Origin of the sequence: Leptospira biflexa serovar Patoc strain 'Patoc 1 (Paris)' (genome assembly GCF_000017685.1) — a bacterium.
In the GTDB taxonomy this organism is placed as follows: Bacteria; Spirochaetota; Leptospiria; order Leptospirales; family Leptospiraceae; genus Leptospira_A; species Leptospira_A biflexa.
The window spans coordinates 2586131-2601061 of sequence record NC_010602.1 but is presented as its reverse complement, the minus strand read 5'-3'; the positions used below and the strand labels follow the sequence as shown (position 1 = coordinate 2601061).

Genomic DNA, 14931 nt, shown 5'->3' with positions numbered 1-14931 from the left:
CTTCCTAGGACGGGAATCCGGAGTTAGTTTTCCGTTTTTATATTTTTATGGAAGATAAATGAATCATAACCTGCTCTTAAGAAGGATTTCCCGTAGTGCATTAAGCCACGTTTCGGCTGCAATTGTCATACTAACAATCTTTTCGTGTAACAATGAATCAACTATCAATAGTATATTGAAAGTAAAAAATGGAAAATTAATTCTGCCTGAAACTTTCGTCTTAAACCAAACTTCCATTAAGCTCGATGGAGAATGGGATTTTTATTACCAAAAATTTCTAAGTTCAGGTGATTTTAGAACTTCGAATTCACAAATTGAAAGAGGAATCGTTTCAATTCCTGGGTTTTGGAATGAGATCAAATATGAGGAGAAGGAGTATGATGCAAAAAGTTATGGCACTTTTCGGATGCTCTTAACTCTTCCAAATCATTTAGTCAATCAAAAACTATCTTTTTATATTCCCCATTCGTTTACAACTTATAGAATGTTCTTAAATGGCTCAGTGATCTCAGAAAATGGAATTGTTGGAACTAATGAAGAAAATACGAAAGAGTATTGGTTACCAAAAATTGTATTTTTCACACCTACTGCCAAAACGATTGAAATCATCATCCATGTTGCAAACTTTAAATCCTTAAATGCAGGTTTTCGCCAAAGTATAGAGTTTGGAACCGAAGAAACGATGCTCCGTACAAAACAAACACGTGTTGCATTGGATATTTTTTTGATTGCGAGTTTGTTTGTTATTTCTTTATACCATTTTACTCTTTTTCTTTTGCGGAAAAAAGATCTAAGTCTTCTTTATTTCTCTCTCTATTCTTTTTCTAGTATGATTTACCAATTTACGAGTGGTGAATTTTTTTTAATGATTTTGTTTCCTGATTTCGAATGGAGATGGTTAATTAAGATTTTTTTTATTTCAATTTATTTAACTTTTCCATTTTTACTTAGTTTTATAGGAAAAGTTTTCACCAATGAAATCAATAAAATTCCTTTAAATCTATTCCAATTTATTTTTTTTAGTTTCTCAGTTTTTGTGTTATTTTCGGAATCAACATGGATAGAAAAAACACTTTTGCCGGCTGAAATTTCTATGTTATTTTGTTGTATTTATATTTTTTGGATCTTATTCAAAGCAGTGATTCATAAAAGAGAAAGTGCATCAGGGTTTTTGTTTGGATTCCTTTTTTTATTTCTTACGATACTAAACGATATACTATTCGAAAAAAATATTATTAAAACTGAAGTATATGCGCCTATCGGGAATTTTGTATTGTTCTTTTCGCAATCTTTTTTCCTTTCGAAAAACCATTCAAAACTACATGTTACAATCGAAAAACAAAAGTTAGAACTTGAGCAATCAGTACTATTAAAAGATAAAATTTATCATGCAAATATTCAATCCAAGAGGATGGAATTAGAGTTATACAAAAAAACGATCCAACCTCATTTTCTTATGAATTCACTTTCGGCGATTCGGTATTGGGTTTCCGAAAGTCCGCAAAAATCGGAACAAATTTTAGATTCCCTTGTAGGAGAACTTCATATTATCTTAAAAGTTGCTTCTAAACAACTGATTCCAATTGGTGATGAAATCGCATTATGCAAATACCATATAGGAGTCATGAAAATGCGAATGGAAAAAGATTATCGATTTAAAACAATTGGGATCAATCCAACGGAAGTAATTCCTCCGCTAATTTTCCATACGCTCATAGAAAATGCGTTTACTCATGAGGATTCCATAAAAGCAAGGTTAAGCTTTGTAATCCTCAAAAAAAACGTCAAAAAAGATGGGAATTTATTCTCGGTTTATTGTTTTATTGTATATAACCATTGTAAGGTCGAAAAAGAGAACGTTGTGAGACATGGATCAGGTACTGGATTAGAATATGTAAGACTTCGGTTAGAGGAATCTTATTCTGGCAAGTGGTCTTTGCTACATGGAAAATCTAAAAAAGGATATCGGGTTATCATTCAAATCCAAACTCTATAAAATGAAAATTTTAATATTAGAAGATGAGCCAGTTCACGCAAAATTTCTTACGAAATTATTAAATATAGTTTTGGAATCTTCAATAAAAGAAATCAAACATGTAACCTCTATCGATGAAGCGGATAAAGAATTAAAATCCTCACCAATCGATTTACTTTTTTTAGATCTTAATATTTTTGGATTCGATGGTTTTGATATATTAGAGAGAATTCCTACAATTTTTACGAATACGATTGTCGTTTCAGCAAATACTGATAACGCCATTCGTGCATTCGAATATGGTGTAATTGATTTTATCCCGAAGCCTATTTCGGAAGAACGATTGCGGTTAGCATTGGAAAGACATTCTCTTTTTGCGATCACCTACCAAAAAGGAGGTGACCAACAAAAAAATGTGAAATCCCGATTATTACAAGTGGATTTGGATCGAGTTCAAAATCGGCTATTGCACTTAATGGAGATAGAAAAAATATATTTAAATGAGGATTTAACTCTCGAAGTTCTCGCCGAAGAATTGGAGTTACACCCGAGGCAACTATCTGAATTTTTAAATGGTAAAAAACAAACAACATTTAACTCCTTTTTACATAGTTATCGGATCAAAGAGGCAAAAGTACTTTTGCTCAAATATCCAGAAAAAAATGTAAGTGACATTGGTTTTGAAGTTGGTTACAAATCACTTTCCAGTTTTTACGAAGCCTTCAAAAAAGAATTAAAAATTACGGCATCAGAATTCAGGCAAAAAAATTCAATCTCAGAAACCACATAACAGAAATTAGTTTTTTATGAATTCATTACTGTAAGATTATTTCTTACATTGTTACTTACGAAATAGAGAAAATCTTATTCCAAATTAAAAAAAATTAAATTCCTCTCCTGATTCCCGTCCCAGGAAGACAGAAACTCCAAAACAGATTAGAATCATTCAGATTCGATGGTAAATCGAATTCTATCATGTTGTTCAGGAGACTCACTCATGTTTAAGGCAATGGATCACGTTAGCCGTTCGTTCCCCTTTCAAAAAAATAAAAGTTTGGAACATATGTTTTATTTAACATTTTTCTACCTTATTCTATTTGTTTCGTTATTGTTTCTCAATTGTGCAAAAGAAGAACAAAAATCAAAGCAAACCAATACCCTTGGTTTATTGGGTTTGGCATCTGGAAATCAAAACTCATCAAATTCAGACACAGGTCAGCCAGAGGGAGGATTGTTACCTCCGATCCCACCCGTTGTGGGTCCACCTGCCAATCCTGGCCAACCTCTGAATGCTCCGATCCTAAATGACCCTCAAACACAAGTGAACAATGCACCACAAGCTGAAGACCAATATGGACTTTATGGTAAAATTCTAATTGATCAAATTAGTTTCCAACTACCAGTCCATGACCAAACAACGATTACAGCCTATATTGGGAAGCGAAATTTGAGATTGGAACCTGACGGAACTGTTGTGAATGCAACAGATTTTAGAACCTTCACTCCTGCCAATCCAAATCAGGGAGGAACTGTTTGGTTTAGTTTTATCCACCGTTCCAATCAAAAACAAAAACTAATTCTAGTAGCAAGGAATGAATTTGGTTCGTCTTCGAAAGAAATCGATTTTAGTCACATCCGGGACTGCGGTGGAGTGGCTCTTGCTCCCACTACTTATGGTAATTGCAACGATCATTGTATTGAAGTTACGAAAGTAGCCGGACAATGGAATTTTACAACAAAATACAAACATGGTCCAGGTGTCACTTTTGCTAATATATCTCTCTCAGGAGTTTCACATACCGCATATCCATTTGGCTACGATGAATTCCTTTATCTATGGGATCCAGCGAATGGACTTCCATTGCCTGACGGAATTTTTTCGTTTTCATCAACGCTAAATCCTATAGTGAATGAATATTCTTGTATATTATTAAGAAGTGATGTATTCATCGAAGACGAAAATGGCAATTTTCATATTTTTTATTTAGAAAAAAGCGCTCGGTTCGAATAATCGGGATTAAAGCATCGGAATTCAATACTAAAGGAGTAAAACTCCAATGGTGTTTTTTCCGATGTCGACTTGGAATCTTTTTATAAAGAAAAATATCGGTGAATGTTAAAACCGATTGTCCATTCTTTTTTATCGTAGTTGTAATCAGCACCACGCAGGAGTTGGGTGTGAGCAAGGGAACGACTGTTAGTCACAAAAAACTGAAAGACATGCCCACCCGTTTCAAAATCGATTCCCGTACTGAATGGTACAGATGTATATTCTACAGGTTTCGACAGTATTACGTTGTTTACAAAAGCATCTACAGCCTTTCCTCTTGCGATCAAATCATTCACTTCTGATACGGAATATTCCTCGCCACCAATCTTTGTTTTCCGATCTTCGCTTCTGTATGAATCACCTACGTAATCTCTTTTGGGAGTAAAGATTGCAGCAAACGTAAAATCCACTCGCTTAAATAAATGAAGACGAAAGGATACATCCAAACCTGTTCGATCGTTAGACAGATGTTCTTTTACGTAATTTCTATGAACAAACATGGGAGATACTTGAATGGAAAGAAAGTCATTGAATCTTCTCGAAATCAAAATAGAAGAAAGAGTGCTCTGGCGATCCGAATCACTCAATTCATAAGTATTGAATCGTTTTTCAAGATTGGAATCCAAAGATGGATTTCCTGTCGAAGGCCGAAGGTAGGGTCCAAAAAATTGTTCTTGTTTGGAAGTTTCTTGGCCAAAGGCACCAAAAAAACTAATCGTCAAAGGAAAATCAGAATCTTGGGTCAACAAACGAACCTTTGATCTCGCTTCATATGTTTTTTGAAAAGAGGTTCTTGCTAGCCCAACTGATATACGATCTGTAATTCCGTAGTCCAAAGAAAGTTGCGTATTAGCTCCTTGGTCCAACCCAAGAAAATCATAAGAAGTGGACTTTGCATCTCCGAAGCGGTGGTTGATTCGAAAATCAATTCCGTTTTTGCCAACGTCTTCCGTACTAGGCATATGAATCAAACTAGTACCTAAAAAAGCAGTTTTTCTAAATTCTTGGGAGTCAATGGGGGAGACTAACAATAGTATAATGAGTGAGAGAATAAAACGATAAAAAAGTTGATTCATTCTTGGTATTTCCATAAAATTTCTGATTCGATTTGGATCGTATCGTTTAGTTTTAAGATCACTAAATGTGGTATTTCGATTTTAAAATCAGTTAGAAGAATTTGAAAATTTGATCGGATCAAAAAATCTTTTTCACGTGTTTCAATACTTCCATGGATTTTAAAATTCTTTTTAGTGACTCCGTGGAGAGTGAGATCCCCTTCAATTTCAACTACCTTAGATTGAATATCCCAGGTTGTAATCACACCATTGAAGATTGAAGTTGGATACTGTTCCGATTCTAGATAGTTCTCATGCATATGACGATTCATCAATCGATTCGGAACATTTATGTACTTCATCTCGATTTGAATGGATACCTTCTTTGAAACCATATTTGCAGACCCGGAAACATTTGTTATGTTTCCTCGAATCGTTTCTTGGGGTGCCTCACTTAAAAAGTGAATCTTAGCAACTTTCACCACCAGTGATTTGGTTTTTGTGTCTGCAAATAAATTGGTTGTTAATATCCAAAAAAGAAGAAAAAAAATCTTCTTATGAAAGAGATTCAGGGGTTCCCACCTTTTAGTGTCCAACAATAGATTGCTTTATTGATTGCATTCGTATTATAAATTCGCATGGATCCTGAATTGATTTTATTAAATAATAAACTCCCCTTTGGGTTTCCAACCGTAATCCTATTTCTAGTGCTATTGTAAGAAGTGATGTCAAAACCTGCATTTGCATTACCTGCGTTATGACAATTGGAACAAGTAGCTGTTGTTCCCGCTTGACCAAGTGATGCGAATGTTGGCGCAGGGTCTGTACAATCTGCATCAGTAATTTCCGCAAGTGGTGCACTTGATCCTAGTAACAAAGCATAATACTGTAGTACACCTTCTTTGTCAGAACTCTTTTCGTTTTTGCAACTTACGAAAAAAGAAAGAGTAAGAAGGATAACTAGTACAATTGGTTTAAACATTTGAATTTTTGACATAAAACTACCTTTATTTTTTTTCTATACCCAATACATCGAAGTCGATGCATTGGAGCTAATTTTCTAATTTTCCAAAATGCAATTTTGGAAAAACTTTCTGTTTTGTTTTTAAAGACCTTTCGTACAACGAACTCGGAACGAGATAAGATTGGTCGCTGGAGTCACTGGAGCTTGGATTTGATCAACAGGGCAGTTTTGTACCTGAATATCATAAATCGTATTTGAATTTTCCATTATTTTCACCGGACAGGTAGCAACTGGATCATACCCACCACCTTGCACCATTACATTCAATATAAAGGTACCCGCTGCAGTTAATGAGATATTGTTTGTTTTTGTAAAATCAACGCGGTTAATAAAGAACGCTGGCAAAGTTAAATCGTTACCTGGAATCCTTATAGTGTCATCAACGCCAAAATTACCTCTACAGGCACCGATTGTCTTTGTAAACGCAGTATCACCGATAGTCAAATTCACCGAATTTAATGTCGGTTCTGGTAAATCAGGAATTACAGGGTATGATGCATACAGAAGCGGTGCAAGTAGCAGGCTTGTCATATCATCTTTTTTTTCCTTAGAACAATTCACCAAAATTAAACTAAACATCGACGTGAACAAAATTAAACATAGTTTTGCAGCTGTTATATGTTTTGATTTTCTATTTGTTTTCAAGTTTTCCTCCACACAAAGAACAAATATTTCTATGGAGTGATGTTACTCTAACGATTGAAAGTTGTCGTCCTGGGACGGGATTCAGGAAGGAAAAATATTTCAAATTCAAAACTGTATATTTTTTGTAGTGAATGTGTTGACAATGGAAATTGCTTATAAAGCAGCTAACTACAATTAATATTTGGTTAACTTTTGTTCTTCGTTATCCTATAAAGGAGGAAAAAAATTATAGGACTCCGGATTCCCGTCCCAGGACGACAAGAATAATTAAATCTATTAGAATGTATATGATTCCAGATAGGAATTGAATCTGTAGTTAGGTGAGTCCCTTATGTTTAAGGAAAATTTATTAACAAATAAAATGTTCTATTCCCGGAAAAATAATTCAATGAATAAGAGAATTATTTCTTTCTGCTTGTTGCTTATCCTTTTTCCATCGCTATTGTTTCTTAATTGTGCACAGGAAGAACAAAAATCAGACCCAACCAATACCCTTGGTTTATTGGGTTTGGCATCTTCAAATCAAACACCAACAAACTCCGAAACAGCTCAGCCAGAGGGGGAATTGTTACCTCCGATCCCGCCCGTTGTGGGTCCACCGGCCAATCCGGGCCAACCCCTGAATGCTCCGATCCTAAATGACCCTCAAACACACGTGAACAATGCACCACAAATTGATGACCAATACGGAATTTATGGTAAAATACTAGTTAATAACATTAGTTTCCAACTTCCGATACATGACCAAACAACGGTTACTGCATATTTCGGGAAACGAGATATGAAATTGGAACCGGACGGAACTGTATTGAATGCAATAAGTTTTAAAACCTTCACTCCTGCCAATCCAAACGTGGGAGGAACAATTTGGTTTAGTTTTATCCATCGTTCCAATTTAAAACTAAAACTAATACTAGTTGCAAGAAATGAATTTGGTTCCTCTTCGAAAGAAGTAAACTATTACCATAATCGAGATTGTATAGGAGTTCCTCAAATTCCAGCATCCATTGGAGATTGTGACAAACATTGTATTGTAGCTGAATATGTTGCAGGTCAATTGGAATTCAAAGCTAAATTCAAACATGGAGGAAATTTAACTTATCTGTATTTTGATATCTTTGGATATTCTCCTCCCAGTTTTATCAATTATGCATTGTTTCCAAAATATTTTGAGTATCCGAATGGAAATCCTCAAGGCCCACCTCTCCTTGAAGGAATTAGCTCTCTTTCTACTAACTTGACATCAGAAGGTCTGGATTATATGTGTGTGGATGTAAAAAGTTTCGTATTTTATGAAACTGATACAGGCAACTATAGTGACCAGTTTTTATCTGGGAAGATTAGGTTAGAATAAATGAATTGAAAATTCCAGCTGTGTTAATAGGATATCTTTTTAAAAAATTTAAAAAAAACTATTAATACTTCTTGGAAATTTGTTTGTAATTGAGTGAATATGGATAACTAATTCACAAACAAACTACTTCACACACTGTGATTGGTTTCGATTTTCCTTTGACAATGACTTGGTCAATTTCTCTGATTTCAAAACCATCTTCGGTTGAATATTTGCCGACTACTTGTTTGTAAGTCACTTCAGAAATTAAGATTGGGCAATTATAATGTTTTGTTAACCCTTCGATCCTTGAGGCTAAGTTTACATTGTCACCAATGACAGTATAATCCAACCTTCGTTCCGATCCAATATTGCCAACAATTGCTTCTCCTGTATGGATTCCGATTCCTACATGTATTTTGTCTTCAGGACATTTTTGTTTCTGATTTAACGATTCTATTTCACGCATCATGGCAACTGCAGTTTTAACGGCGCGGAGAGCATCGTCATCTCTTTTGAATGGAGCACCAAATATAGTCATGATCGCATCACCGATAAATTTATCTATCGTACCGTTGAATTTGAAGATCACATCAGTCATGCGAGACAAATAGTCATTTAAAAATGTAACAACTTCTTCAGCTGACCTTTGTTCTGAAAATTTTGTAAATGCACGGATATCTGAAAAAAGAATAGTGACTTCTTTGTTTTCGCCTCCAGGTTCTAGTTGTACTTTGTTTTTATAGAACTCACCTACTAACTGTGAAGGAAGGAATCTTTCCATCATTTGTTTTGTATTGGCTTCTTTTACCATTTCAATATTCGATACGGTAGTCACATAACCAATGGCTAACAACATTCCCAAACCAAAAATCATGGGAATCAAATCAAAGGGATATCCATCACCTAAACCAACTGAAACTACCATAAAATATATAAAAGCTAGGATTGCGCCGTATATGGTTCCCGTTTTAGAATGCCTTAATAAATTGAGTTGGAAAATAAAAATGGCGCTTGTCATTGCGATAAAGTAAATCAGACCATTTGCTTTGATGATCGTTGGATCTAAAAACATCATAAGCCCTATGATGAAATAATCGAATGCAATTGTGAAAAATTTTAAATATGGTTTATAAGGTAAAAAATTTACAAAAATTAATACGATACTGGCAAAAACGAGAAACGTCAAATCAAGTCCAACTGTGATCAAACTTGGTGTGACAATTGTATAACTGATCCATCCAAGATACGATACAAAATCCATTATGGAGGTAATTGAAAATAATGCAAATCGGACAAGCGCTACAGTTTTTTCATTTTTCATCTCCCTTGCGATTAGGATTTCATCAACTAACGAATGTTTCATTTATTTAACCAAAAAATTAGGATTTTTCCCGTTAACAGACCCAGACCCCTTGAATTGGTTTCTCTATGGTTTGTAATACACAATCGTCATGATAGAAGGGGAGTTGAGTTATCGGCGACTCAAATTTATCTCACTTGGTCGTTTTGGAAATTTTTTGTTTTGCGGTAGGGATAGGTAGGGCCTTGTCACCTGCCATCGTTAGATGGTAGGTGACGGGAGCGATAGCGAACCCCGGAGTAGCCCGACCCTTATTGAAACGATTGTTATAAAACCTTACCATGGGGAACGCACCCATAAAAATCCTTCGACTGGATTTATGATTCCGTTCGAGTTTCAGTGTGAAGTGGGAAAAAAAGTGAACTCCTTTTTTGAAAGGAAGTACGTGTGAGATTTTGAAATATATTGACCGAATGTAAGAAACGATTCTTTATCCCAAGTAGGTTTTGATCCAAGTCCGCCAAACGGTTGTGACTCGGTAATGAGACCATGCTTCAATAAGAAAGGAAAAAGAATATGTGTAACAAGAAAATAAAATCAAACTACCCTCTACATCTACTAAATGGTATATGTTTTCTCATTGGAATTCAATTCCTATTTGTGAATTGTGAAAAAAAGAAAAGTTGTTTTGCTTACCTTCCGAATGTAACAACAGATAACCAAACCAATCAAAAATCAAAATCAACAACTGTTTTTCCCGTCGGGAACCAATCTGAGTCCGATTGTGAAGATACAAGAATGTTAACAGCACTCGTAACGGGTCTCTCCACTGCGCCTGCCCAAGTGGTTTTTTTTAATGATAGTAGCGCCGTTGCGACGCGGGCTGGATTGTATTATGATGCAGCGTGTACGCAACCTGCCGCCGAAGCCACAAACATTGCCAATGGAACTTTCTCTCGTTATCTGGATTTTGTTGCCTCTCCTGCCACAAATACTTCTCCCTTTTATTATTATGGGTATCTGCGGGAAGGTGGAGCTTCCGTTTGTTATACCCAACCACGTTCGTTTACGGTCCGAAGTTTACCTTGTACAATCAATTTAAGGTATTCTGGAGGTTCTGGGGCAACGATGTCCGTTACCTCCAGTTGTGGTGAGACGAATTAGGAAAGTTGAATCCATCCTTACCAAAATGAGAAGGAAGCTTCGATATTTAAATCTATTCTAATTTTTGAATGGATGTAAATGACGGTAGGAAACTCGTTTTTCGGTAAGGATTGTGCCATGTAGGAAATGATTTTGACATTCCTTTCCTTTTTTATACTGTATGGAAAATGGAAAGGATGAGTTTCTTTGGACAATCTATTCGGGTACTGAACGTTCGGAAATGGGTAGTCATCATAATGGTATTCCTTTTTGGGAATTGCCAGATGGGGGAGGAGGAGCTTTCCGAAAAACGGTTTCGATTGTTTTACGCATCAGTTTCAGTGAAGGAAAACTGGGACCAAAGAAACCTAACTCTATTGGACTGGAAAAAATTAGATGCTCCTTTACAACTGGGTTTTTATACAGAGCCAATCCTTTTTCGAGTCGAATGGTTGGACAAAGAAATTCCAGACGAATTGTATTTGGAAAATCAAGTTGCTTACTTCGATTCGATTGAACTTGTGCAGTGGACAGGATCTGGTCGCAAATGGACTACCGAAGGTGATTTAGTTCCTAAGAGAAAACATTTATTTCCAAATCATCCTTTTCCTATCTTCTCCATTGATACGAAATCATTAAAAGACCATCCCACGTTTTATTTAGAAGCAAAGACAGTTTCGAATTTTTTATTCGCGCCAAAACTTTTGACAAAGGATGGAATCTTACAATCAGTAATGGAAACGCGAGATCATTTTTTAGTTTTCTTTAGTGTGTTACTCATTGTGTTTATTTTGAATCTCAGTATTTATTTTAATACTCGGAACACTAGTTTTTTGTATTATTGTTTTTATATTTTGTGTTCTGGTTTTTACCAAATCAGTTATACAGGATATGGAAAAATTTATCTTTGGTCCGATTGGATTCGTTGGAATGACCGTAGTCTTGTGTTTTTTGGATCGATTGCCTTGTGGAGTGTGATCCTTTTTTCGAATTCATTTTTGTTACTTTCCAAACGAATGCCAAAATTGAATCGAGTGATGATTGTCTTTTCGGTTTTGGTTGTTTCCAATGCCATCCTAAGTCTTTTTTGGAAACACATTATCTTTGACCAAACCATTCATTTTTTAGCGATTTTTGTCTCTTTTACGCTCATGGGTGCAGGTATTTATGTTTTTTTCCAAAAATACCAAATGGCAAAATACTATATCGTCGCATGGTTTTGTTTGCTTCTTGCCATCATCTCTTTCAATTTGTATGCGTTTAACATTTTACCAGATCATTTTATTTTACGAAATGCCATTCAATACGGAAACTTTTTTGAAATTATCTTATTCCAGTTTGCACTTTTTGCAAGGATTCAGGAAACAAAAGAAGTTCCAATCTTTTTTGCCACTGTTTCGAAACCGCGACTCTCAGAACAAAGGATAGCAAATTTAAACTCAGATCAAATTTTAAAGGACATTGATTCTGCCTTAGTTACTGAAAAATTATATTTGGATGAAGATTTAAATCTACAAAATGTTGCTTCAAAATTCCGATTGAGGACGGATCAGTTGTCTGCCATCATCAATCAAAAACAGGGCATCAATTTTAACCAGTGGATCAATGGGTATCGAATTCGGGAAGCCTGTCAGTTGATGGAAAAAGATCCTGAAAAAAATATACTCACCATTGCCTTTGCCGTTGGGTTTAATTCCAAGTCAGCCTTTAATGATGCCTTCAAACGAGTGATGGGAGAAACTCCAACGGAATACAGAAAACGATTTTTACAATTGGTTTGAGAAGTGATTCTTTTTGGATGAATTCATTTCAAACGAAAAATTGTCTCTAAATTATCCAGTATGTTGCAGAGTGGCGAAAGCTCATGAAATTGAATTTACCACTGCAAACCTTTGGCATTTCCGAGTTTCGAGGGAACCAAAAATCTGTCATTGAACATGTATTAAATGGTGGTAATGCGCTCGTACTCATGCCAACAGGTATGGGGAAGTCTGTTTGTTACCAAATCCCGGCCTTGGAAATGCCAGGGACATGTATCGTTATATCTCCTCTCATTGCACTAATGAAAGACCAAGTGGATTCTTTGCAAAAAAAAGGGATCAATGCCACCTATATCAATTCGAGTTTGAGTCGTTCCGAAAGAATGGAGCGTTATGAAAGATTAAACTCTGGTGGATGGAAAATTGTATATGTTTCTCCCGAACGGTTTCAAAAAAAAGAATTTTTGGAAGTGATCCAATCCATTCCAATCTCTTTACTTGCCATAGACGAAGCACATTGTATCAGTCAATGGGGGCATGATTTTCGCCCCGATTATACCAAAATTAGGTGGTTCCGTGAAATTTTAAAATTTCCACCCACCATTGCGCTAACGGCAACCGCTTCCCAACGCGTGCAAAATGATATTCTGGAACAAATGGGTATTTTGCCGAAAGACATTCAAATTTTTGATGATGGATTGTTTCGTCCCAATTTACATTTATCAGTTACGGAATGTTTTGATACGGATACCAAATACAAATTGATATTAGAAGAATTAAAGTCGAACCAAGAGGTTTCGATTTTATACTTTAGTTTGATCCAAGATTTAGAAAAAATGAGTCATTGGTTGGATACCAAACGAATACGGCATTTGGTTTACCACGGAAAACGATCCAATCAAGATAGAAGTGCCACACTCTCTAAGTTCCTTACATCTGATCAAGTGATCCTACTTGCAACGAATGCATTTGGAATGGGTGTCGATAAAAAAAATGTCCGCAATGTTTACCATGTACAAATTCCAGGTAGTATCGAAGCCTATTACCAAGAAATAGGTAGAGCAGGTCGGGACGGAAAACCATCTCAATGTAAACTATTTTATACGGAAGATGATTTAGCGATTCAAATGGATTTTATTGATTGGCAAAATCCAGATCTTGGATATTTAAAAAAATTATACCAATTGATGGTGCAAAAAGAAAACCAACTGTCTGCATTGGATTACCAAACCATCCAGTCTTTTATGACTTATAAAAATAAATCAGACCACCGCGTACAGACAGCAATCAATTTGTTATGTCGTGTGGGACTCGTTTCTGGTGATTTAGAGAAAGGTACCTTACAAATAGAAAATCCTTGGGATCCATCCCTCTTTGTACAAGAAGACCTGGAAATCAAAAAAAAAGAAGGTGGAAAACGCCTCTACCAAATGCTTCAATATACCAAGACGGAAGATTGTAGAAGAAAGTTTATCCACCAATATTTTGATTCACCATTTACCTCTTGCAACAATTGTGATCGATGTCTCAATGCATCGATCTCAACTTAGGCTGCTTTGGATTGATGAAATACTGTATGGTTCGGTTTATAGTAGTACCTTGCTTTTTCTCGAGAAAGGATTTGGATCGATGTGGCTACATAATTTTCTTTCGAAATTCCAGACGGAATCAATCGAAACAAATCTCTAAATTTATTTGTCGTTGGAACATTAAATTCCCAACAAATCTCTTCTTCTATGGCAAGTAAACTCTCTAACCATTCTTGACCCAATTGTAATGTTTGGGAAACATCAAAGTATTCTTCTAAAAGTGATTCTACGTAATCCATGATCGACCTCTTCTGGATACAACCTTACTCTGGCCCTAGGACAAAATCTGATGTTGAAAGAAAATATTTTTTAAAAAAAGATAGAATTTTGGGTTTTCGTATGGGGTAATCGTATGAAATTTCAATGGGATTGGTGATTGTATGAAGGGATTTGTATATCTTACATGGTTTATGATTGGGAGTAGTTTGTTTTTTTTCGCCTGTTCATCACCATCCACCCAAGTGGCAGAAAACCTATCCTCTGAAACCGAACTGGTCACCAAACGTAACTGGAGTATGAACCCTAAGTGTTGTGAATTGAAAGCTGAGTTTTTAGGAGTGGTTGTTCTTGACCAAATTTGTATCACAGACTCAGAAACCAAATTGAAACTACACACGAAGGATTGGAAACGAGTTTGTGTGTTAAAAGAAGGTATGGTCTTCCGAGATGATTTAGGCACTCATTATTCATTTTTAAAATCAGATGGTGTGGATCTTTGCCCAAAAAGAACCAAAATGAAAGACACTTCCTTCTATTTGAGTTTTGAGTCTATGTCAAACCTTGCTACATCGTTTGATTTGATAGAAGACAAAAATGCAAAACATGCACACAAACCTTGGGTGTTTGAAAAAGTGGATCTTATGAATTGTCAATGGAAATGAATGTCTTAGATTCCAACGGAAACGACCTGAGTTTTAAACATGATTTTATAAACAAATTGCACAAACATTAGGCACGTTATGCGAAGCATTGGAATATCATTAGAAAATGCGCTTCCTGAATTATATTTTTTTTTGATTTTTTTTCTGCTTAGTTGTCTAAGAACGGGAGATAA

Annotated in this window: 14 protein-coding genes; 8 read left to right on the top strand and 6 right to left on the bottom strand. The window is 35.6% G+C overall.

Annotation, left to right across the window (positions count from 1 at the left end):
• The first annotated feature begins 58 nt into the window (after positions 1-58).
• The 3 genes from LEPBI_RS12395 (at position 59) to LEPBI_RS12385 (ending at position 3986) form a co-directional block, all read left to right on the top strand.
• Entirely contained in the window at positions 59-1996 is a 1938-nt protein-coding gene (locus LEPBI_RS12395; RefSeq protein WP_012389462.1) for a sensor histidine kinase, read from the top strand.
• A 1-nt stretch (position 1997) separates the two neighbouring features.
• Positions 1998-2765, top strand: a complete 768-nt coding sequence (locus tag LEPBI_RS12390; RefSeq protein WP_012389461.1) for a response regulator transcription factor — start codon at positions 1998-2000, stop codon at positions 2763-2765.
• A gap of 207 nt (positions 2766-2972) precedes the next feature.
• A complete protein-coding gene (locus tag LEPBI_RS12385) occupies positions 2973-3986 on the top strand; it encodes a hypothetical protein (protein WP_012389460.1) in 1014 nt (337 codons plus the stop codon).
• An 80-nt stretch (positions 3987-4066) separates the two neighbouring features.
• Here the strand turns inward: LEPBI_RS12385 and LEPBI_RS12380 are convergent, their stop codons facing one another.
• From LEPBI_RS12380 to LEPBI_RS12365, 4 genes are all read right to left on the bottom strand, one after another.
• Entirely contained in the window at positions 4067-5101 is a 1035-nt protein-coding gene (locus LEPBI_RS12380) for a DUF5777 family beta-barrel protein (RefSeq protein ID WP_012389459.1), read from the bottom strand.
• Positions 5098-5652 (bottom strand): YceI family protein, encoded by a 555-nt coding sequence (locus LEPBI_RS12375; protein WP_012476368.1) that lies wholly within the window; start codon positions 5650-5652, stop codon positions 5098-5100. Before LEPBI_RS12375 ends, LEPBI_RS12380 begins: the two co-directional genes overlap by 4 nt.
• Entirely contained in the window at positions 5649-6077 is a 429-nt protein-coding gene (locus tag LEPBI_RS12370; RefSeq protein ID WP_012389457.1) for an LIC11213 family lipoprotein, read from the bottom strand. Before LEPBI_RS12370 ends, LEPBI_RS12375 begins: the two co-directional genes overlap by 4 nt.
• Positions 6078-6185: 108 nt before the next feature.
• Positions 6186-6749, bottom strand: a complete 564-nt coding sequence (locus LEPBI_RS12365; RefSeq protein ID WP_012476367.1) for a hypothetical protein — start codon at positions 6747-6749, stop codon at positions 6186-6188.
• A gap of 331 nt (positions 6750-7080) precedes the next feature.
• Between LEPBI_RS12365 and LEPBI_RS12360 the strand changes: the two genes are divergently transcribed.
• Complete coding sequence (locus LEPBI_RS12360) at positions 7081-8103, top strand: hypothetical protein (RefSeq protein WP_012389455.1); 1023 nt, start codon at positions 7081-7083, stop codon at positions 8101-8103.
• Between the two features lie 112 nt (positions 8104-8215).
• On the opposite strand, the gene LEPBI_RS12355 is transcribed toward LEPBI_RS12360, so the two are convergent.
• Positions 8216-9448, bottom strand: coding sequence for an adenylate/guanylate cyclase domain-containing protein (locus LEPBI_RS12355; protein WP_041769879.1), 1233 nt, complete (start codon positions 9446-9448; stop codon positions 8216-8218).
• 597 nt (positions 9449-10045) lie between these two features.
• Here LEPBI_RS12355 and LEPBI_RS12350 point away from each other — a divergent pair.
• The 3 genes from LEPBI_RS12350 (at position 10046) to LEPBI_RS12340 (ending at position 13838) form a co-directional block, all read left to right on the top strand.
• Positions 10046-10549 carry a hypothetical protein gene (locus LEPBI_RS12350; RefSeq protein WP_226992772.1) on the top strand — a complete coding sequence of 168 codons (504 nt, stop codon included), beginning with the start codon at positions 10046-10048 and terminating at the stop codon, positions 10547-10549.
• 263 nt (positions 10550-10812) lie between these two features.
• Complete coding sequence (locus LEPBI_RS12345) at positions 10813-12309, top strand: 7TM diverse intracellular signaling domain-containing protein (RefSeq protein WP_167530799.1); 1497 nt, start codon at positions 10813-10815, stop codon at positions 12307-12309.
• Between the two features lie 83 nt (positions 12310-12392).
• Positions 12393-13838: a RecQ family ATP-dependent DNA helicase gene (locus tag LEPBI_RS12340; protein WP_012389450.1), complete on the top strand. Its 1446-nt coding sequence runs from the start codon at positions 12393-12395 to the stop codon at positions 13836-13838.
• On the opposite strand, the gene LEPBI_RS12335 is transcribed toward LEPBI_RS12340, so the two are convergent.
• Entirely contained in the window at positions 13835-14116 is a 282-nt protein-coding gene (locus LEPBI_RS12335; protein ID WP_012389449.1) for a hypothetical protein, read from the bottom strand. The genes LEPBI_RS12340 and LEPBI_RS12335 overlap by 4 nt on opposite strands.
• A 141-nt stretch (positions 14117-14257) precedes the next feature.
• On the opposite strand from LEPBI_RS12335, the gene LEPBI_RS12330 reads away from it, so the two are divergent.
• Positions 14258-14758: a hypothetical protein gene (locus LEPBI_RS12330; protein WP_012389448.1), complete on the top strand. Its 501-nt coding sequence runs from the start codon at positions 14258-14260 to the stop codon at positions 14756-14758.
• The last annotated feature ends 173 nt before the right edge of the window (positions 14759-14931 follow it).

Coding starts and splice junctions, on each gene's coding strand:
- LEPBI_RS12360 (WP_012389455.1), top strand. CDS start 7,081: ATGTTTAAGGAAAATTTATTAACAAATAAAATGTTCTATTCCCGGAAA.
- LEPBI_RS12355 (WP_041769879.1), bottom strand. CDS start 9,448: ATGAAACATTCGTTAGTTGATGAAATCCTAATCGCAAGGGAGATGAAA.
- LEPBI_RS12380 (WP_012389459.1), bottom strand. CDS start 5,101: ATGAATCAACTTTTTTATCGTTTTATTCTCTCACTCATTATACTATTG.
- LEPBI_RS12340 (WP_012389450.1), top strand. CDS start 12,393: ATGAAATTGAATTTACCACTGCAAACCTTTGGCATTTCCGAGTTTCGA.
- LEPBI_RS12395 (WP_012389462.1), top strand. CDS start 59: ATGAATCATAACCTGCTCTTAAGAAGGATTTCCCGTAGTGCATTAAGC.
- LEPBI_RS12330 (WP_012389448.1), top strand. CDS start 14,258: ATGAAGGGATTTGTATATCTTACATGGTTTATGATTGGGAGTAGTTTG.
- LEPBI_RS12335 (WP_012389449.1), bottom strand. CDS start 14,116: ATGGATTACGTAGAATCACTTTTAGAAGAATACTTTGATGTTTCCCAA.
- LEPBI_RS12345 (WP_167530799.1), top strand. CDS start 10,813: ATGGGGGAGGAGGAGCTTTCCGAAAAACGGTTTCGATTGTTTTACGCA.
- LEPBI_RS12370 (WP_012389457.1), bottom strand. CDS start 6,077: ATGTCAAAAATTCAAATGTTTAAACCAATTGTACTAGTTATCCTTCTT.
- LEPBI_RS12390 (WP_012389461.1), top strand. CDS start 1,998: ATGAAAATTTTAATATTAGAAGATGAGCCAGTTCACGCAAAATTTCTT.
- LEPBI_RS12385 (WP_012389460.1), top strand. CDS start 2,973: ATGTTTAAGGCAATGGATCACGTTAGCCGTTCGTTCCCCTTTCAAAAA.